The sequence below is a fragment of the Billgrantia sp. NRB1 genome (genome assembly GCF_056921725.1).
This window is the reverse complement of record NZ_CM167783.1, coordinates 2,673,512-2,699,168: the sequence shown is the minus strand read 5'-3', so window position 1 is coordinate 2,699,168 and position 25,657 is coordinate 2,673,512. Positions and strand designations below refer to the sequence as shown.

At 66.7% G+C, this 25,657-nt stretch carries 16 protein-coding genes, 5 tRNA genes and 1 pseudogene; 9 read left to right on the top strand and 13 right to left on the bottom strand.

The window, feature by feature from the left end:
- Nucleotides 1-8: 8 nt before the first annotated feature.
- From ACZIYR_RS12255 to ACZIYR_RS12245, 3 genes and pseudogenes are all read left to right on the top strand, one after another.
- Nucleotides 9-2,015 (top strand): annotated as a pseudogene (locus ACZIYR_RS12255) (type VI secretion system tip protein VgrG); the annotation flags it as partial.
- A gap of 1,106 nt (nucleotides 2,016-3,121) precedes the next feature.
- The gene (locus tag ACZIYR_RS12250) at nucleotides 3,122-3,874 is read left to right on the top strand and encodes a PoNe immunity protein domain-containing protein (protein WP_473034037.1); all 753 of its coding nucleotides are present in this window, start codon (nucleotides 3,122-3,124) and stop codon (nucleotides 3,872-3,874) included.
- Between the two features lie 2 nt (nucleotides 3,875-3,876).
- The gene (locus ACZIYR_RS12245) at nucleotides 3,877-4,674 is read left to right on the top strand and encodes a PoNe immunity protein domain-containing protein (RefSeq protein WP_473034036.1); all 798 of its coding nucleotides are present in this window, start codon (nucleotides 3,877-3,879) and stop codon (nucleotides 4,672-4,674) included.
- A 618-nt stretch (nucleotides 4,675-5,292) separates the two neighbouring features.
- Here ACZIYR_RS12245 and ACZIYR_RS12240 read toward each other — a convergent pair.
- From ACZIYR_RS12240 to betI, 4 genes are all read right to left on the bottom strand, one after another.
- Nucleotides 5,293-7,740: an acyl-CoA dehydrogenase gene (locus tag ACZIYR_RS12240; protein WP_483526873.1), complete on the bottom strand. Its 2,448-nt coding sequence runs from the start codon at nucleotides 7,738-7,740 to the stop codon at nucleotides 5,293-5,295.
- A 368-nt stretch (nucleotides 7,741-8,108) separates the two neighbouring features.
- Nucleotides 8,109-9,800 (bottom strand): choline dehydrogenase, encoded by a 1,692-nt coding sequence (gene betA, locus ACZIYR_RS12235; RefSeq protein WP_473034035.1) that lies wholly within the window; start codon nucleotides 9,798-9,800, stop codon nucleotides 8,109-8,111.
- 243 nt (nucleotides 9,801-10,043) lie between these two features.
- A complete protein-coding gene (gene betB, locus ACZIYR_RS12230) occupies nucleotides 10,044-11,513 on the bottom strand; it encodes a betaine-aldehyde dehydrogenase (RefSeq protein WP_483526872.1) in 1,470 nt (489 codons plus the stop codon).
- Between the two features lie 12 nt (nucleotides 11,514-11,525).
- Nucleotides 11,526-12,131, bottom strand: a complete 606-nt coding sequence (gene betI / locus ACZIYR_RS12225; RefSeq protein ID WP_473034034.1) for a transcriptional regulator BetI — start codon at nucleotides 12,129-12,131, stop codon at nucleotides 11,526-11,528.
- 188 nt (nucleotides 12,132-12,319) lie between these two features.
- Between betI and ACZIYR_RS12220 the strand changes: the two genes are divergently transcribed.
- The 4 genes from ACZIYR_RS12220 (at nucleotide 12,320) to ACZIYR_RS12205 (ending at nucleotide 12,861) form a co-directional block, all read left to right on the top strand.
- Nucleotides 12,320-12,396 (top strand) — tRNA-Met (locus ACZIYR_RS12220).
- A 155-nt stretch (nucleotides 12,397-12,551) separates the two neighbouring features.
- Nucleotides 12,552-12,627, top strand: a tRNA-Asn gene (locus ACZIYR_RS12215).
- A gap of 30 nt (nucleotides 12,628-12,657) precedes the next feature.
- Nucleotides 12,658-12,733 (top strand) — tRNA-Asn (locus tag ACZIYR_RS12210).
- 52 nt (nucleotides 12,734-12,785) lie between these two features.
- Nucleotides 12,786-12,861, top strand: a tRNA-Asn gene (locus ACZIYR_RS12205).
- Nucleotides 12,862-13,095: 234 nt separating this feature from the next.
- Here ACZIYR_RS12205 and ACZIYR_RS12200 read toward each other — a convergent pair.
- The gene (locus ACZIYR_RS12200) at nucleotides 13,096-15,150 is read right to left on the bottom strand and encodes a carboxy terminal-processing peptidase (protein WP_473034033.1); all 2,055 of its coding nucleotides are present in this window, start codon (nucleotides 15,148-15,150) and stop codon (nucleotides 13,096-13,098) included.
- Nucleotides 15,151-15,277: 127 nt separating this feature from the next.
- On the opposite strand from ACZIYR_RS12200, the gene ACZIYR_RS12195 reads away from it, so the two are divergent.
- Nucleotides 15,278-16,576 (top strand): M18 family aminopeptidase, encoded by a 1,299-nt coding sequence (locus tag ACZIYR_RS12195; protein ID WP_483526871.1) that lies wholly within the window; start codon nucleotides 15,278-15,280, stop codon nucleotides 16,574-16,576.
- Between the two features lie 244 nt (nucleotides 16,577-16,820).
- Here the strand turns inward: ACZIYR_RS12195 and ACZIYR_RS12190 are convergent.
- From ACZIYR_RS12190 to ACZIYR_RS12155, 8 genes are all read right to left on the bottom strand, one after another.
- Nucleotides 16,821-16,897 (bottom strand) — tRNA-Met (locus ACZIYR_RS12190).
- Nucleotides 16,898-16,953: 56 nt separating this feature from the next.
- Complete coding sequence (ychF, locus tag ACZIYR_RS12185) at nucleotides 16,954-18,045, bottom strand: redox-regulated ATPase YchF (protein ID WP_483526870.1); 1,092 nt, start codon at nucleotides 18,043-18,045, stop codon at nucleotides 16,954-16,956.
- 161 nt (nucleotides 18,046-18,206) lie between these two features.
- Entirely contained in the window at nucleotides 18,207-18,797 is a 591-nt protein-coding gene (gene pth / locus ACZIYR_RS12180; protein WP_483526869.1) for an aminoacyl-tRNA hydrolase, read from the bottom strand.
- Nucleotides 18,798-19,068: 271 nt separating this feature from the next.
- On the bottom strand, nucleotides 19,069-19,707 hold the full coding sequence (locus tag ACZIYR_RS12175; protein ID WP_473034030.1) for a 50S ribosomal protein L25/general stress protein Ctc: 639 nt from the start codon (nucleotides 19,705-19,707) through the stop codon (nucleotides 19,069-19,071).
- Nucleotides 19,708-19,805: 98 nt separating this feature from the next.
- Nucleotides 19,806-20,747, bottom strand: a complete 942-nt coding sequence (locus ACZIYR_RS12170) for a ribose-phosphate pyrophosphokinase (RefSeq protein ID WP_473034029.1) — start codon at nucleotides 20,745-20,747, stop codon at nucleotides 19,806-19,808.
- Nucleotides 20,748-20,838: 91 nt separating this feature from the next.
- The gene (ispE, locus tag ACZIYR_RS12165) at nucleotides 20,839-21,678 is read right to left on the bottom strand and encodes a 4-(cytidine 5'-diphospho)-2-C-methyl-D-erythritol kinase (protein WP_483529078.1); all 840 of its coding nucleotides are present in this window, start codon (nucleotides 21,676-21,678) and stop codon (nucleotides 20,839-20,841) included.
- Between the two features lie 40 nt (nucleotides 21,679-21,718).
- Entirely contained in the window at nucleotides 21,719-22,339 is a 621-nt protein-coding gene (lolB, locus tag ACZIYR_RS12160) for a lipoprotein insertase outer membrane protein LolB (RefSeq protein WP_483526868.1), read from the bottom strand.
- 41 nt (nucleotides 22,340-22,380) lie between these two features.
- Nucleotides 22,381-24,144, bottom strand: a complete 1,764-nt coding sequence (locus tag ACZIYR_RS12155; RefSeq protein ID WP_483526867.1) for a tetratricopeptide repeat protein — start codon at nucleotides 24,142-24,144, stop codon at nucleotides 22,381-22,383.
- Between the two features lie 245 nt (nucleotides 24,145-24,389).
- On the opposite strand from ACZIYR_RS12155, the gene hemA reads away from it, so the two are divergent.
- Nucleotides 24,390-25,655, top strand: a complete 1,266-nt coding sequence (gene hemA, locus ACZIYR_RS12150) for a glutamyl-tRNA reductase (protein WP_483526866.1) — start codon at nucleotides 24,390-24,392, stop codon at nucleotides 25,653-25,655.
- Nucleotides 25,656-25,657: the final 2 nt, after the last annotated feature.

Here is a 25,657-nt window from a genome sequence, read left to right as displayed (position 1 = left end):
GACGCCGCATGGCCCATGCAAGCGGACTGCAGTTCACCTTGACCCTGCCCGGGGGCGAGGATGTGGCGGTCATCGACTTCACCTATCGCGAGGCCCTCTCCGCCCCCTTCGAGCTCGGGGTGACCCTGGCCAGCCGCGACCCGGAGATCGCCCCCGCCGACACGCTCGATCGCAACGCTACCCTGACGGTCTGGCAGGACGGCGAGCCGCTACGCCGCGTCCACGGCATCGTCAGCGAGTTCGGCCGCGGCGACCGCGGCCACCGCCGCACCTTCTACACCCTGGTCATCCGCCCGGCGCTGTGGCGCCTGGGCCTGCGCCACAACTCGCGGATCTTCCAGGACACCCCGCCCCAGGACATCCTCGCCACCCTGTGCGATGAGCGCGGCCTGACGGACGTGGCCTTCGCCCTGACCCGCGAGCCCGCCGAGCGCGAGTTCTGCGTGCAGTACCGCGAGACCGACCTGGCCTTTCTCCAGCGCCTGGCCGCCGAGGAGGGGCTCGTCTACCTCCATGAGTTCGAGAATGCCGAAGGCGGCGCCCACCGGCTGGTGTTCATCGATGCCACCCAGCTGCTGCCCAGGGTGGGGGAGCGCACCTACCACGGCCGGGCCGGCGGCACCCCGCCGCGGCGCCATATCCGCAAGCTGCGCCAGGTGTCGCGGGTGCGCCCGGCGTCGGCGATGCTCAAGGACTACACCTTCAAGAACCCGGCCTACGACCAGCTTCACGAGCACCCGGCGCCGGACCTCGGCGAGCACGCCCAGCGGGAGGACTACGAGCACTTCGACTACCCCGGCCGCTACAAGGCCGATGCCTCGGGGGTGCCCTTCACCCGGGTGCGCCTGGAGGCGCTGCGCGCCGAGGCCAATACCGCCCAGGCCGAGAGCGACCTGCCGGAACTGGCCCCGGGAATGTGCTTCACCCTCACCGACCACGATATCGACGCCCTCAACCGCGACTGGCAGGTGGTGGCGGTGGTGCATCATGGCGAGCAGCCCCAGGCCCTGGAGGAGGATGGCGTCGCCCAGGGGGAGGCGGCTGGCCAAGGCCAGATGACCCGCTATTATAACGAGCTGGTGCTGGCCCCCGCTGAGCGCGTCTGGCGCCCCGAGCCCCCCGTCCGGCCGCGGGTCGACGGCCCCCAGGTGGCCGTCGTGGTCGGCCCCGAGGGCGAGGAGATCCACTGCGACGAACACGGCCGGGTCAAGGTGCAGTTCCCCTGGGACCGCTACGCCGAGCCCGATACCGCCGGGGCTGGCGGCGAAGCCGCTGAAAGAGGGGCCAGTGCCTGGATTCGGGTCAGCCAGGGCTGGGCCGGCGGCGGCTACGGCGCCATGGCCATTCCGCGCATCGGCCACGAAGTGATCGTCTCCTTCCTGGAGGGCGACCCAGACCAGCCGATCATCACCGGGCGCACCTATCACGCGGTCAACACCCCGCCCTATGCGCTGCCCGCGCACAAGACCCGCACCGTGCTGCGCACCCAGAGCCACAAGGCGGAAGGCTTCAACGAGCTGCGCTTCGAGGATGCGACCGACGCCGAGCAGATCTGGCTGCACGCCCAGAAGGACCTGGAGCTGCTGACCCTCAACGACCGCACCGAGACCATCCGCCGCGACAGCCGCCTCACCGTCGAGCGCCACCGCCTCGGCGAGATCCACGGCGACGACCACCTCACCGTGCACGGTCAGCGTCACACCCAGGTGAAGGGCGAGGGCGGTCAGCACCTCACCGTGCACGGCAGCCTGCACCTCGAGGCCGGCCAGGCCTGGCTGACCGAGAGCGGCCGCGAACTGCATATCAAGGCCGGCCAGAAGGTCGTGCTCAATGCCGGCCGCGAGATCACCCTCAAGGCTGGCGGCAGCTTTATCAAGCTCGATGCCTCCGGGGTGACCATCGTTGGCCCCTGGATCAAGGTCAACGCCGGCGGCAGCCCCGGCACGGGCAGCGGCCAACAGGCTGAGCCGCCGCACCTGCCCGGCGAGGCCACCCCCGAACGCAGCGACGACGTGACGCTGCGGGCGCATCAGCAGGCCCTACTCGACGGTGAGGTCAGTGAAGCGCTCAGTGCCGCCGAGCGGCTGCAACAGCAAGCCGACGCCCACCTGGCGCAAGCCGACCGGCTGCGTGAGGCCCTGAATGACGACCCCAACGACAGATCGCTGGACGACGCCGAAGCGCTGTATGCCGAGGTCGAGCGACTGATCGGCGACACCCAGGTGCAGAAAGACGCCCTGATGGACGCCGCCAGGGAGGGGCACCTCGGCGGCAACGACCTCTTCGACAGCCATTTCCTCGTCGACGAAGCGGCACAGCGTGCCAATGACCTGCGCCAGGAAGCCGAGCGGCAGGTGCGTTACGCTTCCTCGTCTGGCCAGGCGACTCGGGCGGTAGGGACGTTCGCCGCCGAGGTCTTCACGCCCTACGGCACCGCGGTGGACGCCCAGGATACCTATCAGCTGTGGGGCGAGGGGCGTTATGGCGCCGCGACGGGCATGGCCGCGCTCACGGCGGTATCGGTCGTGCCCGGCGTCCGGGCCGTGCGCAAAGTGGGTGAAGCCGGCGACGGTGTGCGCAGCGGCACCCGCAGATCGGACAGTGCAGGCATGCGCCCTGGGCGATTGCCAGCGCCCCAGGGGGCGCTCACCCCGGACGACTTCTCGCAGTACGCCGGCCTCAATCATCGCCGGGCGGCGGCGGGCGAGCACAATGCCCACCTGCTGATGCAAGAGAGAGGGTTTACGCCGGTGGGCAGTACCAACGGCCGGTACACGCCCGGCGCCCAAGGTATCGATGGGGTATACCGTAACACCAACCCACCGCCGGAATTCGTGATTACCGAGGCCAAGTGTAATCGGGCGCGCTTGGGCAAGACTGCTACTGGCCATCGGCAGGCGAGCAACGATTGGATCTTGGAGAATGACAGTCAGCGCCTGCGCAGTGCAGGCCTCAGCGAATCGGAAGTGCGCCGGATACAAGATGGACTCCGACTGGAGGACCCCAGCGTCGTCGAGAAACAGCTGATCCGTAATCTGCCGGACGGTAGTATGCAGGTTAGAACGCTGGACAAAGGCGGCTATGTATCCGGCACACCTACTGGGATTTAATGGAGGTACTAATGATTAGAGATCCGCTTAAGCCAAAAACGTACTTTGATGAACGAATTGCCTTTAAGCAGGAGTGCCTTGAGGAGGATGTTGGTCGACTTGCCAATCTTGAAAAATTCAAACCATCTGTACGTATGAATCTAGCGATTGGTATTGTTGATCAGACCCTAAGCCTGCTGATTCTTCGCTACTCCCGAGGTGATGCGATTACCGAGATGCGTGGCGAGGTACAGCAACTACTGACCTACCGTAAGCTGCAGAAGGAGTTCGCCGATGCGCTGCCCGATGTAGAGCAGCCGGATCGGGTGATGTGGGAGCGGGTTACGCAAGGCCGTTACGAAGTATTTATGAATTGGCTGGCCTTTGCGGTGAGCGTGGGCATGGAGCAGGCCTATTTCCAGGAGACCCTGGCGCTGATGGATAACGCCGGGCTGGATGCGCTATTCGATCGTATCTGCGTTCAATTGGGCGATATCAACCGTCCGGTGGCGGATACGCTGCTCTACAAGAAGCACTATGCACCGTTGTTGAAGGTGCTGGATGCCGAACCGGCTGAGCGGCCAGCCTTGATGAAGGCCTTCCTGGATAACTGGTACGATAACCGCAAGGGCCTTCCTGGCTATGACTTGCATCTTTGTAGCCCTGATGGCTACTACGGCTACTGGTGCTTCGAAGCTGCCCTGGTGGTCAAGCTGTTCGATATCGATGACAGTTCTTTCCGTGACCACCGCTACTACCCCGCCGCCCTGGTGCATGGAGACTGAGCATGCTGCGTGATACCCGCCGCTCGGCCGCGTACTTCGACGAGCTGTTACCCGAGTTCGACGAGGGCATCGAAGAGACCCAGCAGGCGCTGGATGCCGGCAATTTCGTGCTGCCCGATGAACAGGTGGACGCTGCCCATCAGCTCTATGAGCTGGCCATCCTGCGGGCGGTGGCTCACTACTCCAGCGGTGCCAGCCCGGCCGAACTGGCGCCGTTGGTGGCCGAGATCCTGCCGCTGCGCCAACAGCTCTCGGCGGTGGCGGATCGGTTGCCGGCCGGCCAGCAGGTCTACCGCCAGCCCTTCGAGGTCTTCGGCGGCCAGGGCAAGGCCTGTGGCTCGGCCAATATCAACCGCTATATCTACGCCCTGTGGTGGCTGGGCCTGCTGGTCGCCACCGACGCCGACGAGGCGCATCTTCAGCAGGCGCTGGCCTGTATCGGCAACACCGGACGCGATGCACTGCTGGACCGCATCGCCGCCCGGCTGGGCCGCCCGCCCGAGACGCCTGCCGAGGAGCTGCGCTATCCCGCCCTCTATCGTCCCCTGCTGGCCGCCTTCGATGCCGAGCCCGCCACACAGCAGACGCTGCTCGGGGTGTTCCTCGATCAGTGGTATGTGCAGTGCCAGGAGGCCGACTGGTACGACAACCACCTGTGCGATTGCGAGTTCGTCTACACCGACTATTACGTCGGCTACTGGAGCTTCGAGGCGCTGCTGGTCGCCCGGCTGCTGGGAGTAGACGACCAGGCGCTACGCGACCATGAGCATTATCCGGGGGATTTGAGCCAGCAACCTTAACGCCGGCGGCAGCCCGAGCGCGTTCGGGTCGCCCGGAGACGCCGCGGCGGCCCGGCGAGGCCATCCCCGAACGCAGCGACGACGTGACGCTCAAGGCGCATCAGCAGGCCCTGATCGACGATGAGATGGTCAGCTACAACCCCGGTGAGGAAGCGGGCCGTGTGGTCAGCAGCCATTGGGATAACGCCAAGGCAGCCACCAGGACCGCCTGGGAGGCGCTGCCATTCACCAGCGACGACGACGCCACGAAAGCCGCCCGAGGCCGTGTCGTGCAAGGTACCCAAGACGCCTACCAGGGGCTGCGCACCCTGTCAGGGCAGAGTGCGATATCTCTGGCCAAAAGCAGCTTCAGCCTGCGCAGCGGTGATATCGAGCCCACCCTTCTGGAGAGGTCGAGTTGCGTCGCCTCGCCGTGGCCGTCAACGGCCTTATCGACGGGCTGTGGATCGAGGAGCGCTGCCGGCGGAGACGCTGGAGAGTCGCGGGCTCCAGGCCACTGGCCTGGATGCCGCCTCGCGGCTGCTCGGCCTCAGGCTCGGCGAGCCTCTCTCGGTTGAGTGACCGACCGCAGAAACGCCGGTGCCCCGGCGCTGGGCCGGGGCGTGGGGAGTGGCAGCGTCAGGCGGCGTGGTGGCGCAGCACCTTGCTTTTGTCGATGACGAAGGCGTCGTACTCGAAGTCGTCCACCGTGAGCAGCTCCAGCACCTCCGCTTCGCGCTGGCGCATGAAGACGGCATCGTCTTCGCTGATCAGGCCGGCCTTGAGGGCCTCCTCGACACGCTGCTCCGGATGCAGCGCCTCCACCGGGATCTCACCCTTGGCATAGGCCTTGTTGACCGTGCGGTAGAGCGCCTCGGCGCGCTCCTGAGTCGCCAGCAGGGCGTTGTAGTGGGCCAGGGGGTTATCCTCGGCGCCATCGTTGCCGTCCCACGTCTCACGCAGCAGTTTCGTGCGCAGGGCGGTATCGCGGGAGACGGCCTGGGCAATGGTACGGGCCAGGTCGTCGTGGGGGCGCTTGAAGCGCTTGCCCCGCGGCATGACCACCACGCGCAGCACCCGGGCGAGGGCCCGGTTTGGCAGGTTGTCGAACAGTTCGTCCAGTGCCTGCTCGGCGCGGCCCAGCAGCAGCTGACAGGCGTAGTGGAAGAGCGCCGCCTCGTCCTCGACCTTGTCGCCTTCGTGCCACTGCTTGATCACCATAGAGGCCAGGTAGAGGTTGGAGAGCACGTCGCCGAGGCGCGCCGAGAGCATTTCGCGCTGCTTGAGGGTCGAGCCGAGGCTGGCCATGGCGGCGTCGGCACAGAGACCGAAGCCGGCGGAGAGCCGGGCGACCTCCTTGGCATAGGGAGCAGCGGTGGCGTCGAAGGGGACATCGGACTTGCCAAGCCCCAGCCCCTGGGTGAGGGCGCGGGCGGCGTTGCCGAAGATCAGGCCGGCATGCCCGAAGAACGCCTTGTCGAAGGCCTGGAGGTCATCGGCGTCCTTGGCGGCCAGCTCCTCCAGCACGTAGGGGTGACAGCGAATCGCCCCCTGACCGAAGATCATCAGGTTGCGGGTCATGATATTGGCGCCTTCCACGGTGATCGCCACCGGGTTGGCGCTGTAGCCTATCCCCAGGTAGTTGCGCGGCCCCAGGGTCACCGCCTTGCCGCCGTGGATATCCATGGCATCGGCGAGGACCACCCGCTGGTACTCGGTGAGCTGGCTCTTGAGGATCGCCGAAGGCACCGCCGGCTTCTCGCCACGGTCGATGGTGTTGGCGGTTTGGTAGACCGCGGCCTGAGCGATATAGCCCAGCGCGCTCATGCGCGCCAGCGGCTCCTGAATGCCTTCCATCTCGGCCACCGGTACGTTGAACTGGCGACGGATGCGGGCAAAGCCCCCGCTCCAGCCGATGGCGTAGCGGGCGGTGCCGGTGGCGCCGGAGGGTAGGGTGATGCAGCGGCCGATGGAGAGGCACTCCACCAGCATGCGCCAGCCCTGGCCGATCATCTCGGTGCCGCCGATAATGGTGTCGAGCGGCACGAAGACGTCCTTGCCCTTGATCGGGCCATTCAGGAAGGGACTGCCAATGGGGTGGTGGCGGCGGCCGATCTCCATGCCCTGGGTATTACGTGGCACCAGCGCCAGAGTGATACCGCGGTCTTCTTCCTCGCCGAGCAGGTGCTCGGGGTCGAACAGGCGAAACGCCAGGCCCACCACCGTGGCGATGGGCGCCAGGGTGATCCAGCGCTTCTCGAAGTTGAGACGCACGCCGAGCACTTCCTTGCCGTCGATCACCTGCTTGCAGACCACGCCGGTGTCGGGCAGCGAGGTGGCGTCACTGCCGGCACGGGGACCGGTGAGACCGAAGCAGGGGATCTCGCGGCCGTCGGCCAGGCGCGGCAGATAGTGGTTCTTCTGCTCATCGGTGCCGTACTTGAGCAGCAGCTCGCCCGGACCCAGCGAGTTGGGCACGCCCACGGTGACCATCAGGGTCTCGTTGACCGAGAGCTTCTGCAGTACCAGGGACTGCGCCTTGGCAGAGAAGCCCAGGCCCCCGTACGCCTTCGGGATGATCATGCCGAAGTAGCGCTCCTGCTTGAGGTGGTCCCAAAGCGGCTGGGGCAGGTCGGCACGCTCCTTGGCGATGTCCCAGGCGTTGCACATGCCGGCGGCCACGGCGCACTGGTTGTCGAGGAAGGCACGCTCTTCGTCGGTCAGCCCCTCGTCCTTGTAATCGAGCAGGGCCTGCCAGTTGGGCTTGCCGGTGAACAGCTCACCGTCCCAGGCCACGCTGCCGGCTTCCAGGGCGACCCGCTCGGTGTCGGAGACCTTGGGCGAGACTTTCTTGAACATGGCGAACAGCCGCGGGGTCAGCCACTTGCCGCGCAGCGCCGGCAGCCCGGCCGCGGCCACAGCCGCTGCGCCGAGCAGCAGCAGCAAGCCCAGCAGCGTGGAGGCGACGAGCAGGCTGGCCAGGCCGGTGACGGCCAGCACGCCCAGGGCGGGAAGGGCGCCCGCCTCGCGGCGCATCACGGTGAGCAGGCCGCCAAGGGCCACGATCAGCAGGATCAGGGTGAGCATGAAACGACTCCGGTGGTGGTGGAACGCAAGCATTCGAACAGATGTTTGAATTCTTGCAGGTTAGCTCACTTTAATGCAACCGGCCAGCATCACAAAAACGGACTCTTCGCACTTTAGCGTGAACATGTTTGGCAGGCTTTATGGTGGGAGGCCGGCTCTGCCGGCGGTGCGACGCTTCGACGAAGGCGCCGCAGGCGCCCCTTGGGTAGCGCTGCGCGCTACTTCGTCGAAGCGTCGAACCGGAGCTGAAGTCGAGGCGTCGAACCGTCCCTCCCACAAAGCGAGTTCACGCCAGTCTGCGAAGAACCCAAAAATGCCCCGCGCTGCAGGGCAGGGCGGGGCGCAGTGGTAATGCTTGACCGGCTTTCTCAGTCGAGGCGGCGCTGGGGCTCTTCCCGGGCCGGGGCGCCATCCGCCACGTAGTAGGGGGCGTCGCTTGGCGGCAGCGGTTCGCGGCCGCGGATCCGGTCGGCGATCTTCTCGGCCAGCATGATGGTCGGGGCGTTGAGGTTGCCGGTGGGGATCAGCGGGAAGAGCGAGGCGTCCACCACCCGCAGCCCCTCCAGGCCGTGCACGCGGCCCTGGCCGTCCACCACGGCGTCGTCGCCTTCGCCCATCCGGCAGCTGCCGCAGGGGTGGTAGGCGGTCTCGGCGTGGGCGCGCACGAAGGCGTCCAGCTCGGCATCGGACTGGACGTCCGGCCCCGGCGAGATCTCCCGGCCGCGGTAGGGATCGAAGGCGGGCTGATTGATGATCTCGCGAGTCAGGCGAATGGCGTCGCGAAACTCCTGCCAGTCCTTCTCGGTGGACATGTAGTTGAACAGGATGCTGGGCGCCGCATTTGGGTCTCGGGAGGTGAGGCGGATGCGACCGCGGCTCTCCGAGCGCATGGAGCCGACGTGGGCCTGGAAACCATGGGCCTGCACCGCGCTCTTGCCGTTGTAGCTGATGGCGATGGGCAGGAAATGGTACTGCAGGTTGGGCCACGCCTCCTGGTCGTTGCTGCGGATAAAGCCTGCCGCCTCGAACTGGTTGCTGGCCCCGATGCCCTTGCCCAGCAGCAGCCACTCGGCGCCGATCTTCGGCTGGTTGTACCACTTGAGTGCCGGGTAGAGGGAGATCGGCTGCTTGCACTCGTACTGGATGTACATCTCCAGGTGATCCTGGAGGTGGGCGCCGACGCTGTCGTTGACCTGCACTGCCTCGATGCCGAACTCCTCTAGCACCTCGGCTGGCCCCACCCCGGAGCGCTGCAGGATCTGCGGCGAGGCGATGGCGCCGGCGCAGAGCAGCACCTCGCGGCGGGCATGCACTTGCTGCGTCTTGCCGCGCCGCAGATAGCGCACCCCTGTGGCTCGCTTGCCCTCGAACTCGATAACGTCGGTGGTGGCGCGGGTCTCGATGGTGAGATTGTCGCGCCCCTTGGCCATGTCGAGATAGCCCCGTGCCGTGGAGGCGCGCCGGCCCTCGGGGGTCACGAAGCGGTCCATGGGGCCGAAGCCCTCCTGCTGGTAGCCGTTGACGTCCTCGGTCTCCGGGTAGCCGGCCTGCTTACCCGCCTCGATAAAGGTGCGATAGAGGGGGTTGTTGCCCGCCTTGGGGGTGGTCACGCTGATCGGGCCATCGTCGCCGTGGTAGGCGTTGGCGCCGATATCGCGGCTCTCGGCCTTCTTGAAGTAGGGCAGGCAGTCGGCGTAGGTCCAGTCCTCGAGCCCGGGCGCCTTGGCCCAGCCGTCGTAGTCCAGGGCGTTGCCGCGGATATAGCACATGCCGTTGATCAGCGAGGAGCCGCCCAGCCCCTTGCCGCGGCCGCACTCCATGCGCCGATCGTCCATGTGGGGCTCGGGGTCGGTCTCGAAGGCCCAGTTGTAGCGCTTGCCCTGCAGCGGGAAGGCGAGCGCCGCCGGCATCTGGGTGCGGAAGTCGAAGCGGTGGTCGGGGCCGCCGGCCTCCAGCAGCAGGACGGTGGTATCGGCATCTTCGGTGAGCCGGGCGGCCAGCACGTTGCCGGCGGAGCCGGCGCCGATGATGACATAGTCGAATTCACGAATCTGGGACATAACATCTCTCAACTAGAACGCGAGGGAAGTGGCCTGCTGCCATATGCAAGGAGTGCCGGTCTGAGGCGAGTGCTGCTGGCTGCAGCGAGGGGCGCCGGGGACAAGCCGAAGAGGAGGTCCTACGCCATGGATGGCGTAGGTAGCGCCCAGGGAAGGGTTCATAGCGCCTCCTCAAAGGCTTGTCGACGGATCAGCCCCGAGCGGTACCCGCTCGCTGGGATGGCCGGGGGCGTATTTTTCCTGTCAGAACACCGACTCGAACGGTCCCATCTCCACCTGTACCGACTTGGTCTGGGTGTAGTGGGCCAGCGTCTCGACGCCGTTCTCGCGGCCGATGCCGGACTGCTTGTAGCCCCCCACCGGCATCTCGGCCGGCGACTCGCCCCAGGTGTTGATCCAGCAGATGCCCGCCTCGAGGCGATGAATGGTGCGGTGTGCCCGGGCGAGGCTCTCGGTGAAGACGCCGGCCGCCAGGCCGTAGTGGGTGTCGTTGGCGCGGCGAATCACCTCCTCTTCCTCGTCGAAGCTGAGGATCGCCATCACCGGGCCGAAGATCTCCTCGCGCACGATGCGCATATCATCGGTGCAGTCGGTAAAGACGGTGGCCGGCGCCCAGGCGCCGCCGGCGAAGTCGCCCTCGGCAAGCGGCTCGCCGCCGATCAGCACCGCCGCGCCGTCCTGCTTGCCGTACTCGAGATAGGTGAGCACCTTGGCCTGGTGTTCGAAGCTCACCAGCGGGCCGAAGTTGACGCTGTGATCGAGCGGGTCACCGGCGCGGATGCGCCCCACGCGCTCTACGATCTTCGCCTCGAAGTCGGCCTTCACCGTCGCCTCGACGAACACCCGGGTGCCGTTGGTGCAGATCTGGCCGCTGGAGTAGAAGTTGGCCATCATGGCGGCGTCGGCAGCGCGGTCGAGGTCGGCATCGGCGAAGACGATCAGCGGCGACTTGCCGCCCAGCTCCATGGTCACCTCCTTGAGGGTGGAGCCACCGGCTGCGGCCATCACCTGCTTGCCGGTACCCACTTCGCCGGTGAACGACACCTTGGCAATGCCGTCGTGCTCGGTGAGCATGGCGCCTACGCGACCGTCGCCGTGCACGACGTTGAAGACGCCGTCGGGCAGGCCCGCCTCGGTGAAGATCTCGGCCAGCTTCGCGGCGGTCAGCGGGGTCACTTCGCTGGGCTTGAAGACCACGGCATTGCCGGCCGCCAGCGCCGGGGCGGCCTTCCAGCAGGCGATCTGGAGCGGATAGTTCCAGGCCCCGATAGCGCCGATCACCCCCAGGGGCTCGCGGCGGGTGTAGACGAAGGAGGATTCACGCAGCGGAATCTGGGCTCCCTCGATGGCGGGCGCCAGGCCGGCATAGTACTCGATGGTGTCGGCTCCGGTGGCGATGTCCACGGCGGCGGTCTCGCTGATTGGCTTGCCGGTGTTGCGGGTCTCGAGCTCGGCCAGCTCATCGTTGCGCTCTCTCAGCAGCGCCGCAGCGCGCTGCAGGATGCGCCCGCGCTGCATGCCGGTCATGGCAGCCCAGACCTTCTGGGCCGCTTCGGCGGCGGCCACGGCGCGATCCACGTCGCAGGCCGAGGCGTGCTGGACCTTGGCCAGTCGGCGACCGTTGAAGGGGTTGATGACGTCGAAGGTCTCGCCGGAGCTTGCCGCTACGTGGCGGCCGTCGATATAGAGAGGCTGTGCATCGCAGGTTGCCATGGGGATCTCCTGTCAAGAAGTGGGTAGGGGTTCGTAAGCGGCCAGCAGCTGGTTGAGGTAGTTGTGGGCCAGGCGTCTTGCCCGGTCGGCATCCAGCCCCTCGGGAGTGAGAGCGCCGCGCAACCATAGGCCATCGATCATTGCCGCCAGGCCGCGGGCGGCGTCCCGCGCATCCTCGCGTGGCATCAGGCGGCGGAACTGATGGCAGAGATTGGCGTAGAGGCGGCGATCATTGACCTGCTGCAGGCGGGCCAGCTGTGGTGCGTGCATGCTGCTGGCCCAGAACGCCAGCCAGGTCTTAGCCACGGGCCCGGTCACCTGGCTGCTGTCGAAGTTGCCGTCGATGATGGCGCCAAGGTGGGCCCGCGGCGAGCCATGGGCCAAGGCGCGTCGCCGCACCGCCACGGCATCGCCAAGATCGGTTAGGATCTGTCGCATGGTGGCCTCGAGCAGTCCGTCCTTGCCGCCGAAGTAGTGGCTGATGATGCCGGCGGAGACGCCGGCGTGACGCGCGATGCGCGCTACCGTGGCATCGGCGAGGCCGACCTCGTCGATGGCGGCCATGGTGGCCCGGATCAGCTGCTGGCGGCGAATCGGTTCCATTCCAACCTTGGGCACCGTGAAGACTCCTGTGCATGCTTGGCCCTGTTCCGGCGTTGCCGGATCGATGGCGACCAGAATGCCATTTTTTTATTGAACGTTCAATCAATAAAAACTCGCTGCCGTCGCCGACTTGCCAGTGAGGCATGCCTCGGGCATAATCTCGCTCCGTCGACGCTCACACAGGCTGTGACCGCTTCGATAAAGGCTACGTAGCTCAGCTGGTTAGAGCACATCACTCATAATGATGGGGTCCCCTGTTCGAATCAGGGCGTAGCCACCAGACTCGCAACAAGGCGCCCACTCGGTCCAACCGGGTGGGCGCCTTGCGTTGCGGGGTGAGGTGGTCGAGCGCAGGGGCGGTAGGGCTAGGTTGTGGCTCCCGGGACTTGACCTTGTCGCCGCGTTACGTATACTACGCCCCGTGTTCGCGGTCGTTCCCCGATAGCTCAGTTGGTAGAGCAAATGACTGTTAATCATTGGGTCGCAGGTTCGAGTCCTGCTCGGGGAGCCAAACAACGCGGATGCTGAGTTTCGGTGCCATTCCTCGATAGCTCAGTTGGTAGAGCAAGTGACTGTTAATCACTGGGTCGCAGGTTCGAGTCCTGCTCGAGGAGCCATCGGCATCCCCCTGCCAGGCAGCATCGGTCTCGTGCCGTTGTGCCACCTTGTTCCCGGATAGCTCAGTTGGTAGAGCAAGTGACTGTTAATCACTGGGTCGCAGGTTCGAGTCCTGCTCCGGGAGCCATCTTCCTGCGATTCCGTCCTTTCGCATCGGCTTCTTTCTTCTGCTCCGATGTGATGCTGAGATCCGTTCCGGCAGACTGCCTCCACAGGTCTAGCAGTTTTCCCGCGTGATTTGTCCGTGCTTCGAGTGTGACGACGGCGCCGCTTGCTTGCGTGCCCGGCCTGTTGCGCGCCTGAGTGGCAGCGCCACGAAGCCGGCCCCTGCCGAAGCAAGGGCCGGTGGTGGCGAGAGGGGTTAGCGGCGTGCGGCCAGCCGCTGCTGGCTGAGTTCCGCGTAGTCAGCGAGGATCTCAGCCGCCTCGATGACCTGCACCCGCTCGACGGGCTCCTCCTCGTCGGCATCCTCGCCGCGGGCATCGATCCACTCCTCGAGCAGCTCGAGGCCGAGGGCCTCGCGTCGCTGGTTCTCCAGGGCCAGCTGTTCGGCCTCCTGCGCTTCGGCCTCTTGCTGGCGCTGCTCACGGTCGAGACTGACGCTGGTATGTTCCTCACGCAGCTGGCGAGCCAGGTCGGCGCGGCGCTCCAGGTAGACGAAGTTGGGGCGCGTGTCGGCCCGCTCGCGGTGACGTGACCTAAGGGTTTCCATGTACTCCCAGGGCTCGCCGTAGTGGCGGTACTGCACTTCCTGGACGGTATCCCATTCCAGGGCGTTATCCAGGCTGCTCTCACCGATCCGCTCGGGGTCCACCAGGTTGGGGAAAAGGATGTCGGGCTCGACGCCGCGGTGCTGGGTGCTGTCGCCGGAGATGCGGTAGAACTTGGCGCGAGTGAGCTTGATCTGCCCATGGCTGAGATCGCTTAGGGTCTGCACCGTCCCCTTGCCGAAGGTGGCGTTGCCCAGCACGAGCCCGCGGCCATAGTCCTGAATGGCGCCGGCAAAGATTTCCGAGGCGGAGGCTGATAGCCGGTTGACCAGCACCGCCAGGGGGCCGTCATAGAGGGTGCCGGTCTCGGTGTCGCCATACAGGCTGATGCGGCCGCGGGCGTCGCGCACCTGGACGGTGGGGCCGCGGTCGATGAACAGGCCGATCAGCGAGTTGGCCTCCTGCAGGGCGCCGCCGCCGTTGTTGCGCAAGTCGAGCATGATGCCGTCGATCCCCTCTTCCTTGAGCTGTTCCACCTGGCGGGCGACGTCGCGGGTGGTGCTGCGGAACTCCTCTTCGCCGGCCTGCCAGGCATCGAAATCGACATAGAAGGTGGGGATGGTGATCACGCCGATACGCTTGGTCCCTTCGCTGCGGTCGATCTCGATGACCTCGCTGCGTGCGGCCTGCTCCTCCAGATCCACGGTGTCGCGGGTGATCGCGACCTCCCGGGAGCGGGTCATGTCCACGGCTTCGGCCGGCACCACATCGAGGCGAACCGTGGAGCCCTTGGGGCCGCGAATCAGCTCGACCACTTCATCCAGGCGCATGCCCACCACGTTGACCATCTCACCCTCTTCCTGGCCGACGCCGACGATGCGGTCGGCGGGTTCCAGCACGCCCGCGCGGTCTGCCGGTCCGCCGGGCACAAGGCTGACCACCTTCACGTATTCCCCGTCCGACTGCAGCATGGCGCCGATGCCTTCCAGCGACAGGCGCATCTGGATGTCGAAGGATTCGCCCTGGCGCGGCGAGAGGTATTCCGTGTGCGGGTCGATGCTGCTGGTCACTGCCGCCATGAACAGGCCGAACACGTCCTCGCCGTTGGTTTGCCGCAGCCGAGTGAGCTGGCCTTCGTAGCGCTGGCGCAGGTTGGCCTCGATCTGCTCGCTGTCCTGGCCGCTGATGTCCAGCGTCAGGGCGGCATTCTTGAGCCGCTTGTGCCACAGCTCGTCCAGCTCGCTCTCGCTGCTGGCCCAGGGGCTCTCCTTGCGGTCCAGCTCGAGCCGCTTCTGGTTGTCGTATTGGAAGTCCAGCCCGGCGTCGAGATGCTCGAGTAGCCACTCGTAGCGCGCCTCGGCACGCTCGTGATAGCGGCGATAGAGCGCGTAAGCCGGTTCCAGGTCGCCGTCAAAGAGGATGTCGTCGAAGCGCGTCTCCAGGTGACGATAGGCCTCGACGTCGCGGTCGAGCAGGAAGGCACGCTGGCCGTCGAGCACATCCAGGTAGCGCTCGAAGGCGATCTTTGACCACTCATCGTCGAGGTCGATGTCGGCGTAGTGGCCATAGCGCAGGGATTCGGCGACTTCCGCCGCCACCTGACGCTGGGCTTCGCTGGGGTGAATCTGCGCCAGGGCCACGGTGCAGGTCAGCATCAGCAGTACCAGCAGCAGGGCCGAGCGCCGAACAACGGCTAACAGGCTCATCAATGAAGCACTCCCGGTTTCGTGTACACTTCCTTCCCTAGACACGCGCAAGGCTGGCGAGTTGCGAAGGCCGATGGCGCATTGTAGCAGCTGTTACGTTATCCACAGCCCCTTGAAGAGGATCCTCATGTCCCGGGAAGCCCGTATCGAGCGACTGCTCGAGTTTTTGAAGCGATCTCCCACCCCCTGGCACGCCGTGGCCGTCATGGCCGAACGCCTGGAGGCCGCCGGCTTCCGGCGTCTCGAAGAGACGCACCCCTGGCAGCTGACCCCGGGTGAGCGGGTCTATGTGACCCGCAACGATTCCTCGATCATCGCCCTTCAGCTACCTGCAGAGGGGCTGGAGGCGCTGCGCATGATTGGCGCTCACACCGATAGCCCCGGGCTGCGGCTCAAGCCCAATGCGGCGCAGACCGCGGCCGGCTGGCTGCAGCTGGGGGTGGAGGTCTATGGCGGTGTGCTGCTGGCTCCCTGGTTCGATCGCGACCTGGGGATCGCCGGTCGGGTCCACGTGCGCCATCCCGACGGGCGCCTGGAGGGCGTCCTGCTCAACGTCGATCGGCCGGTGGCGATCGTGCCGAGCCTGGCAATCCATCTGGATCGGGAGGCCAACAACGGCCGTGCCATCAACGCCCAGACGGAGATGGCGCCGGTGCTCCTTCAGGGCGGTGAGGCGCCCGATCTGCAGCGCCTGCTCGCCGGCTGGTTGGTGGAGCAGCACGGTCTGGAGGGTGTCGAGATCCTCGATTTCGAGCTGGCCTTCCATGATACCCAGCCTCCGGCGCGTCTCGGCGTCGCGGGGGAGCTGATCGCCAGCGCGCGGCTGGACAATCTGCTCTCCTGCTTCATCGGGCTCGAGGCGCTGCTGGAAAGCGATGGGCGCCAGGGGGCGCTGCTGGTGGCCAACGACCACGAGGAGGTCGGCAGCGCGAGCGCCTGCGGCGCTCAGGGTCCCTTCCTCGGCGACGTGCTGCGGCGGGTCGCCGAGCAGCTGGGCGCCGAAGGGGAGGAGGGCGTGGTGCGCCTGGTTCAGGCATCGCGCATGATCTCCTGCGACAACGCCCATGCGCTCCATCCCAACTTCCCAGACAAGCACGATGCGGCCCATGGTCCGGCGCTCAACGGCGGGCCGGTGATCAAGGTCAACGCCAATCAGCGCTACGCCACCAACAGTGCCACCGCGGCCCTGTTCCGCGACCTGTGCCAGGAGGCCGGGGCGCCGGTGCAGACCTTCGTGACCCGGGCCGACATGGCCTGCGGTAGCACCATCGGGCCGATCACCGCCACCGAGCTCGGCGTGCCAACCCTGGACGTGGGGGTCCCCCAGTGGGCCATGCACTCGATTCGCGAGACTGCGGGCGCCGGGGACGTCGACCACCTGACCCGCGCGCTGGCGGCCTTCGTCAACCGCGCCGAGCTGGCCTGAGCCACCCGGCGGGCATAAAAAGTTCTTCGCACTTTAGCGTGAACATGTTTGGCAGGTTTTATGGTGGGAGGCCGGCTCTGCCGGCGGTTCGACGCTTCGACGAAGGCGCCGCAGGCGCCCCATCGGTAGCGCTGCGCGCTACTTCGCGAGCTGAAGCTCCCTCCCACAGGGTAAGTTCACGCCAGTCTGCGATGAACCAATAAAAAACCCGGCGCCAGAGGCGCCGGGTTTTTTTTTCGATCTCTGGTGGCTACGCCCTGATTCGAACAGGGGACCCCATCATTATGAGTGATGTGCTCTAACCAGCTGAGCTACGTAGCCGTGCAACGGGGGCGAAGTCTACGGGCTTGCCTGGGCCGCGTCAAGTGGCCTGGGCATCAAACGTTGAAGCGGAAGTGGATAACGTCGCCGTCCTGAACGACGTAGTCCTTGCCTTCCAGCCGCCACTTGCCGGCGTCCTTGGCGCCCTGCTCGCCGCCCAGGGTCACGAAGTCGTCATAGGCGATGACTTCCGCTCGGATGAAGCCCTTCTGGAAGTCGGTGTGGATCACCCCGGCGGCCTCGGGGGCGGTGGCGCCCACCTTGACCGTCCAGGCGCGCACTTCCTTGACCCCGGCGGTGAAGTAGGTCTGCAGATCGAGCAGGGCGTAGCCGGCGCGAATCACCCGGTCGAGCCCCGGCTCGGCCATGCCCATCTCGTCAAGGAACATGGCGCGCTCCTCGTCATCGAGTTCGGCGATCTCGGCCTCGATCTGGTTGCACACCGGCACCACCACGGCGCCCTCCTCGGCGGCGATCTCATTGACCACCTCCAGGTAGGGATTGTCCTCGAAGCCGTCCTCATTGACGTTGGCGATGTACATGGTCGGCTTGAGCGTCAGGAAGCCGAAGCTCTTGAGCTGCTTCTTCTCATCGTCGTCGAGGCCGAAGCTTCTCAGCGGCAGGCCCTCGGCCAGGTGCGGCTGGATGCGCTCCAGGATCGCCTTGGTGGCGATGGCCTCCTTGTCACCGCCCTTGGCTACCCGCACCAGGCGCTGGATGGCGCGCTCGACGGTGTCGAGGTCGGCCAGCGCCAGCTCCAGGTTGATGGTCTCGATATCCGTGCGCGGGTCGACCTGGTTGGCCACGTGGATGACGTTGTCGTTGTCGAAGCAGCGCACCACGTGGGCAATGGCCTGGGTTTCGCGGATATTGGCCAGGAATTTGTTGCCCAGGCCCTCGCCCTTGGAGGCACCGGCCACTAGCCCGGCGATGTCCACGAACTCCATGGTGGTGGGCAGGACCTTCTGGGGCTTGACGATCTCGGCCAGCTTGTCGAGGCGCGGGTCGGGCATCGGTACGATGCCGACATTGGGCTCGATGGTGCAGAAGGGGAAGTTCTCGGCGTCGATGCCGGACTTGGTCAGTGCATTGAAAAGCGTGGACTTGCCGACGTTGGGCAGGCCGACGATACCGCAGTTGAAACCCATGGGATCTTCCTGGAAAGCGTGTTCGAAATTGGCAGTCATTCTAAGCCGTAAGCGATAAGTAAGAAAATCTAACGGTTTCGATACCATTGCGGCTTACGGCTTACGGCTTACGGCTTACGGCTTACGGCTCCGGGCGAAGCCCGGCTCTTATGGCTGGCTTTTCAGCCGGAGGCAGAAAAGCTGTGCAGCCGGTTCATGGCCTGCGCCCAGTTGCCGGTAACGGCCAGGGGCAGGGTGGCCAGGCACTCGTCGATGGCCGCCTCGATGGCGGTGAGTTCGGTCTTGCCGGGACGGCTCAGCACATAGTGCGTCACCTGGCGGGCCTCGCCGGGATGGCCGATGCCGATGCGCAGCCGGTGGAAGCCCTTGTCGTTGCCCAGGGCGCTGATGGTGTCGCGCAGCCCATTGTGGCCGCCGTGGCCGCCGCCGGTCTTGTAGCGGGCGGTGCCCGGGGCGATGTCCAGCTCGTCGTGGGCCACCAGCAGCTCGCTTGGGGTCAGCTTGAAGAACTGGCACAGGGCCGCTACGGCAGCGCCGCTGCGATTCATGAAGGTGGTGGGCTCGAGCAGGTGGAGGTCATGGCCGTCGAGCTGAACCTTGGCGTAGAGGCCGAGAAACTTCTTCTCCGGGCGCAGCTCGGTGCCCGAGCGGCGCGCCAGCGCTTCCACCATCCAGGCGCCGGCATTGTGGCGCGTCGCTGCGTAGTCGGGACCGGGGTTGCCCAGTCCGATGATCGCCTTGAGCTGGCTCATGGGTGCCTCCATAAAAAGGTTCATCGCAGACTGGTGTGAACTTGCCCTGTGGGAGGGAGCTTCAGCTCGCGAAGTAGCGCGCAGCGCTACCCATGGGGCGCCTGCGGCGCCTTCGTCGAAGCGTCGAACCGCCGGCAGAGCCGGCCTCCCACCATAAAACCTGCCAAACATGTTCACGCTAAAGTGCGAAGAACCCAAAAAAAATCAAGCGCCGGGGCGCTTGATCGGAACCGGGAGGGCCGTGCCAGGCACGGCCCCGAAGCGGGCGCGATTATTCGGCGCTCTCTTCGCCTTCCTCGCCACCTTCTTCGCTTTCCTCGCCGCCGCGGACCTTGGGCTTGGAGATGCTCAGAATGGCGTTGTCGTGATCCTCGCCGTGGGTCAGGTCGACCAGGGTTACGCCGGCCGGCAACTTGAGGTCGGAGAGGTGAAGGGTGGTGCCCAGCTCGACGTCGGTGATGTCGACCTCGAGGAAGTCGGGCAGGTCCTTGGGCAGACAGCTGATCTGGATCTCGTTGGAGAGCACGTGCAGCTCACCGCCCTGGTCCTTGACGCCCTTGGACTTCTCTTCGCCCACCACGTGCAGCGGCACGTTGATGGTGATCTCGTGGGTGGCATCCACGCGCATGAAGTCGGCATGGGTCACCAGCGGCTTGTAGGGGTGGCGCTGCAGGTCGCGCACCACAACCTTCTCACGCTTGCCGTCGATGACCAGCTCGATCACGGAAGAGAAGAAGGATTCACTCTCGATGGCCTTGTAGAAGGCGGACTTCTCCAGCGAGATCGGCTGCGGCGCAGACTCGCCACCGTAGACGATGGCCGGCACCTCGAGGTTCGCACGACGCAGGCGGCGGCTCGCACCTTTCCCCAGGTCGTTACGAACGCTGGCGTTAAGGGTAAAATCGGACATGATGTTGCCTCTTGCTTGAAGTAAGGAAAGCGCCACGGCCCGCGACCTGACCGTGACGTTTCCGGAAGCCCCGCAGGGCGGTTTTCCGGCGCCTGCTCTTAGTGGAACATGGCGCTGACGGATTCTTCGTTGCTGACCCGGCGGATCGCTTCGGCGATCAGGCCCGCTACGCTGAGCTGGCGAATCTTGCCGCTGCGGCGGGCCAGGTCGGACAGCGGAATGGTGTCGGCGACGACCACTTCGTCGAGCACCGAGTTGGTGATGTTGTCCACCGCCGGGCCGGACAGGATCGGGTGGGTGGCGTAGGCGACCACGCGGCGCGCGCCGTGGGCCTTGAGCGCGTCGCCGGCCTTGCACAGCGTGCCGGCGGTATCGATCATGTCGTCCACTACCACGCAGGTACGATTCTCGATCTCGCCGATGATGTGCATCACCTGGGCCTGGTTGGCCTGGGGGCGGCGCTTGTCGATGATCGCCAGGTCGGCGTTGAGCTGCTTGGCAATGGCGCGTGCCCGCACCACGCCGCCGACGTCCGGCGAGACCACCACCAGGTCGTCATAGTTCTGGCGCTCGATGTCGTCGAGCAGGATCGGTGAGCCGTAGACGTTATCCACCGGCACGTCGAAGAAGCCCTGGATCTGGTCAGCGTGCAGGTCCATGGTCATCACCCGGTCGACGCCGGCCTTGACCATCATGTCGGCCACCACCTTGGCCGAGATGGGCACCCGGGCGGAGCGCACCCGGCGATCCTGGCGGGCATAGCCGAAGTAGGGCACCACGGCGGTGATTCGCGTGGCGGAGGCCCGGCGCAGGGCGTCCACCATCAGGATCAGCTCGAGCAGGTTGTCGTTGGTCGGCGCACAGGTGGATTGCAGGATGAAGACGTCCTTGCCGCGAACGTTCTCGTTGATCTCGACCGCGATCTCGCCGTCGCTGAACTGGCCAACCGTGGCGTTGCCCATGCGGCTATCCAGGCTGTCGGCGACCTTCTGGGCGAGTTCGGGATTGGCATTCCCGGCAAAAACCATCAATTTCGACACGCGCATCCACCTATGCAGTGTTGGGGGTCATTCGGGGGTCCGGCTCCTGGCCGAAAGGCCGTCATGCTTGCGGCCCGGTGGGGCGCCAGCGTCATCGACCCAGGGCGGCATGTAGCGGGGAGGCATTGACGCCGCGGGCCGTAAAGGCCGTGAAATGCCCGGGCAGATCGGCCGCGATTCGCTGCGCTTCGGCGCGCGTGGCGGTCCAGGCAAAGATACAGGCGCCGGTGCCGGTCAGCCTGCTCGGTGCCCGGGCGCTGAGCCAGTCGAGTGCCTCGGCGACCTGCGGATAGAGTGACCTGACCGTGGCTTCGCAGTCGTTGCGCCAGCTGGGCGCTCCCCCCTGCAGTGCGCGCGCCATGGTAATCGGGGGGGTGTTGCGTGTCAATTGTGCCGCCCCGAACACCGCGGGGGTGGCCACCGAGACACCGGGGTGCACCACCAGGAACCAGGGGGTGTCGAGCGTCACCGGGATCAAGCGCTCGCCGACGCCCTCCGCCCAGGCGGCCCGGCCGTGGACGAAGACCGGCACGTCGGCGCCTAGCTGCAGGCCGAGCTCGGCGTGGGCATCGAGCCCGAGCTCGAGCCCCCACAGCCGGTCGAGGCCGAGCAGGGCGGTGGCGGCATTGGAACTGCCGCCGCCGAGTCCGCCGCCCATGGGCAGGCGCTTGGTCAGGCGAATGTCGGCGCCGAGCCGACAGCCGGTGGCGGCCTGCAGCAGCCGAGCGGCGCGGATCACCAGATTGTCCTCGGTGGCTAGGCCGGCAATGGACGGAGTCAGGCGAATCTCGCCATCCTGGCGAAGGGTGACCTCCAGGCTGTCGCCGTGGTCGAGGAACTGGAACAGCGTCTGCAGCTCATGGTAGCCGTCGGTACGACGGCCGACGATATGCAGCATGCGGTTGAGCTTGGCCGGCGCCGGCAGCGACAGCGTGTCGGAGCGGGGGGAATGTGTCGGGCATGTCGCGTCGTCAGTCGTCGAGCTGGGGGCGCCACTCGGTGACCACCAGGGTCACGCGCAGGTCGTCGTAGTTCATGATCAGGCGTCGCGGCAGCCACAGCGATTCGACCTGGGTCCAGTCGCGATAGGCGATCTCCCAGCCATCCTGCTCGAGGCGCTGGGGGAAGCCCAGCTCGTCGCTTTCCAGCCGGTGGGGGCTGTGGTCGGCGGGCAGCCCGCGAATCCAGTCGGCGAGGGCGCTGACCGGTAGCGACCAGCCGAGCTGCTGCTGCATCAGGGCCTCGGGAGTTTCGGCCTCGAAGCGGCCCTCCGAGGTGGTCAGCGAAAAGCGCCCCTCGCGACCCTCGAGGGTGCTACGGCCGCTGCCGAAGGGGCCACTGATCAGCAGCCGGTAGTAGTGGGGGTGCTGGCTCCAGTCGAGGTTGGCGCTGGTCGACTCCTGGGGAGTGCGCAGCCCGGCCTTTCCGGCCAGCATCCAGGTCTGCAGCTCCGCCAGGCGATCCTGCTGGGCCTCCCACTGGCCCTCTCCGCGCTCTCCGTCGGGGGCCGGCAGGCGGGGGGCGCAGCCGGCGAGCAGGGCCAGGATCAGGCCGATCAGGAGCAGGCGCAGGGCGGTGGCGTGGGGCATCATGGCGGCGTCTCGTCGGGTGTGCAGGGAGGTTGGACTTCGGCTCAGGGAGCCAGTTCAGGGATGCGTTCGAGCAGTTCGTCCAGGTGAGTGCGGTCCTCGTAGCGCTCGAGCGCCTGCTCGACCTTGGCCCGGGCCTCGTCGGGGCGATCCAGCGCCCAGAGCACCTCGGCGAGATGGGCGGCGATCTCCGGGTCGGGCATGGCGGCGTAGGCGCGCTCCAGCCAGGGCAGGGCGCGCTCGGGCTCGCCGAGCCGGAAGTAGACCCAGCCCAGGCTGTCCATGATGGCGGCGTTGCCGGGATCGAGTGCGTGAGCGCGCTCGATCAGTTCGCGTGCCTCCTCGAGTCGCCCCTCGATATTGAGGTCGGCCAGCGTATAGCCCAGGGCATTGAGCGCCATGGCGCTGTCCGGGTTGTGCTCGATAATGCGACGCAGATCGCGCTCCATGGCCTCGACGTCGCCGCTTTGCCAGGCCCGCATGCCCCGCTGATAGAGCAGTCGCTCGTCGTTGGGGGCGCGCTCGAGTTGGCGGTCGAGCAGGTCCTCGGCTTCCCCGTCCAGCCCAAGCTCGTCGAGCAACTCCACCTCGAGGGCGACCAGCTCGCTGATCTGCTCGTCGTGGCGCAGGCGCTCGATGCGCAGGAAAGCTCGGGCGTCCAGCAGCCGATCGTCCTCGATCAGCATGCGGGCGGCACGCAGCCGGGCCATCAGGAATTCGCCACCCGGTGCGACCTGGCGATAGTAGAGCAGGGCGTTGTCGACCTCGCCTTCCTGTTCGGCGATGGCGCCGAGCAGGAAGTAGGCCATGGCGGGCGTCTCTTCGTCGCTGACCAGCGGCACCAGGAGGCGCCGCGCCGGTTCCGGGTGGTGGCTCTCCAGGTAGAGATTGGCGAGCGCCAGGCGCAGTTCGTGGCCGCCTTCGTGGCGCTCCAGCAGCGCGTCGGTGCCGGCTTCGGCGGCGGCCACGTTGCCCAGCGCCAGCTCGGCCTGGGCCAGCAGCAGGATGAAACGTGGATCCTGAGGGGCGACTTCCAGCCCGCGGCGGGCGTCGTCACGGGCGCGCGCCGCCCGGCCGGCGTCCAGCGCCAGTTGGGCCCGCGTCAGCCACAGGGCCGGCAGCTCCGCGTGCTCGCGGGCCAGGGCGTCGAGTCGCGCTTCGGCGCGCCGCGTCTGTCCGGTGGCGGCCTCGAGCATGGCCATGGCCAGCTCGGCGTCGTGCCGGTGGGCGCCGTCGGTGGATCGGGCCAGGTGTTCGCCAAGACGTTCGCGCAGGGGTAGGGGGTCGGCATTGGCCTCCAGGGCCCTCTCCACGAAGCCGGCCAGATCGCCCTGGCCACCGCGCGCGGCCAGCTGCAGGCGCTGCTCCAGCGCGGAGATCCAGTCGCCGCGCTGCATGGCCAGACTGGCCAGCAGGCGACTGGGCGCCTCCGACTGCGGGGCCAGCCGCTGCCACTGCTGCACGACCTCCTCGAGCAGCAGCGGGTCGCTGCTGAAGCGTGCGGCCAGGGTGGCCCGCTCGGCCAGTTCGGCAGAGCGATACCGTTCGGCCATCTCCCGGTAGCCGCTGGCGGCACGGCGATAGTCGCCGCGCTGACCGGCCAGCTCGGCGGTCAGCAGGGTGGCCAGCCCCCCGGCGTCCAGGCCCTGGACGATGGCGGGGGCCGAGTCGAGAGGATCCTCGACGGTCGCAGGCTCGGCCCGGGGGGACAGCGTCTGACAGCCGGCCAGCAGCAGCACCAGGCCAAGGCCTGCCAGCCCATGGCGAGGATGAGGAGTCAGGAGGCGACAGCGGAGGGGTGAGGGCATGCGAATCTCGTCAGGAATGCCAAGTCGCCAGCATACCGGCTCGCGGCCGGCGGGCAAAGGGATCGCCTGCTGTGTCGACGGCCCGGGGGCGGGCAAGGCCAAGGCGCTGTCTCTTGTCGTGCGTCAATAGTGTGGCCTGTCATGCACATGGCGCCGGGGGGGCAAGGCTGTGGTAGAATCTGGCGCCGCAGAGGCGGGCTTTATTTCGGTGCCGCCTGACGACATCACGCGAAGACGCCTAACGCATGACGCTGCTTGCCCTCGGAATCAATCACAAGACCGCGACCGTCGCGGTGCGCGAACGGGTCGCCTTCACGCCTGCTCAGCTGGAGTCGGCGCTGGGCGAACTGCGCCATATCCCCCAGGTGCAGGAGGCCGCGGTGCTGTCGACCTGTAACCGGACCGAACTCTATTGCGTGACCGAGTCCAGCGGTGAGCGGGTGATTCTCGACTGGCTGAGCCATTTTCATGGCCTGCCGGTGGATGATCTGACCTCCTGCGCCTACCACTATCTCGATAATGACGCCGCCCGCCACCTGATGCGGGTGGCCGTGGGGCTCGACTCCATGGTGCTGGGCGAGCCGCAGATACTGGGCCAGCTCAAGGAGGCCTATCAGTCAGCGCGCGAGGCGCGCGGGCTCGGCGGCGAGCTCGAGCTGCTCTTCCAGCATACCTTCTCGGTGGCCAAACAGGTGCGTACGCGTACCGGCATCGGCCAGAATCCGGTGTCGGTGGCCTATGCGGCGGTGAGTCTGGCAAGCCGTATCTTCGACGATTTCGGCCGCTCGCGCGCGCTGCTGATCGGCGCCGGCGAGACCATCGAGCTGGTCGCGCGCCACCTGCGCGAGGCCGGAGTGCGCGAGATGATCGTCGCCAACCGCACCCGGGAGCGGGCCGAGCTGCTGGCCGGCGAGTTCAACGCCGAGGCCATCTCGCTCAACGAGATTCCCACCGCCCTGGAGCGTTCGGACATCGTCATCTCCTCCACCGCGGCGCCGCTGCCGATCCTCGGCAAGGGGATGGCCGAGCGGGCGTTGAAGAAGCGCCGCCATCGGCCGATCTTCATGGTGGATATCGCCGTGCCGCGGGATATCGAGCCGGAGGTCGGCGACCTGGACGACGTCTTCCTCTACACCGTCGATGACCTCCACGAGGTGATCCAGGAGAACCGCCGGCATCGCCAGGCGGCGGCCGACCAGGCCGAATCCCTGATCGAGTACGGCGTCGGCGTCTGGCTCCAGGAGCGTCGCATCCGCAGCGGCGGCGAGCTGATTCGCCGCTATCGTGGCCAGGCCGAGAGCCTGCGCGCGCTCTCCGAACGCCAGGCCCTGGCCCGGCTGGCGCGCGGCGAAGACCCGGAAACGGTGATTCGGCTGCTGGCGCATCAGCTGACCAACCGCCTGCTGCATCGCCCCACGGTGGCGATGCGCGAGGCATCCGGCGGCGAGCGTCGCGATCTGCTGACCGCCGCCGAAACGCTGCTGCTCGACCCCCCGTTAACGAAACCCTGACA

Bases quoted from the DNA above. Each gene is read 5' to 3' on its own strand.
- ACZIYR_RS12250 (WP_473034037.1), top strand. From the start codon at position 3,122: ATGATTAGAGATCCGCTTAAGCCAAAAACGTACTTTGATGAACGAATT.
- ACZIYR_RS12245 (WP_473034036.1), top strand. From the start codon at position 3,877: ATGCTGCGTGATACCCGCCGCTCGGCCGCGTACTTCGACGAGCTGTTA.
- ACZIYR_RS12240 (WP_483526873.1), bottom strand. From the start codon at position 7,740: ATGCTCACCCTGATCCTGCTGATCGTGGCCCTTGGCGGCCTGCTCACC.
- betA (WP_473034035.1), bottom strand. From the start codon at position 9,800: ATGTCCCAGATTCGTGAATTCGACTATGTCATCATCGGCGCCGGCTCC.
- betB (WP_483526872.1), bottom strand. From the start codon at position 11,513: ATGGCAACCTGCGATGCACAGCCTCTCTATATCGACGGCCGCCACGTA.
- ACZIYR_RS12200 (WP_473034033.1), bottom strand. From the start codon at position 15,150: ATGAGCCTGTTAGCCGTTGTTCGGCGCTCGGCCCTGCTGCTGGTACTG.
- ACZIYR_RS12195 (WP_483526871.1), top strand. From the start codon at position 15,278: ATGTCCCGGGAAGCCCGTATCGAGCGACTGCTCGAGTTTTTGAAGCGA.
- ychF (WP_483526870.1), bottom strand. From the start codon at position 18,045: ATGGGTTTCAACTGCGGTATCGTCGGCCTGCCCAACGTCGGCAAGTCC.
- pth (WP_483526869.1), bottom strand. From the start codon at position 18,797: ATGAGCCAGCTCAAGGCGATCATCGGACTGGGCAACCCCGGTCCCGAC.
- ACZIYR_RS12175 (WP_473034030.1), bottom strand. From the start codon at position 19,707: ATGTCCGATTTTACCCTTAACGCCAGCGTTCGTAACGACCTGGGGAAA.
- lolB (WP_483526868.1), bottom strand. From the start codon at position 22,339: ATGATGCCCCACGCCACCGCCCTGCGCCTGCTCCTGATCGGCCTGATC.
- ACZIYR_RS12155 (WP_483526867.1), bottom strand. From the start codon at position 24,144: ATGCCCTCACCCCTCCGCTGTCGCCTCCTGACTCCTCATCCTCGCCAT.
- hemA (WP_483526866.1), top strand. From the start codon at position 24,390: ATGACGCTGCTTGCCCTCGGAATCAATCACAAGACCGCGACCGTCGCG.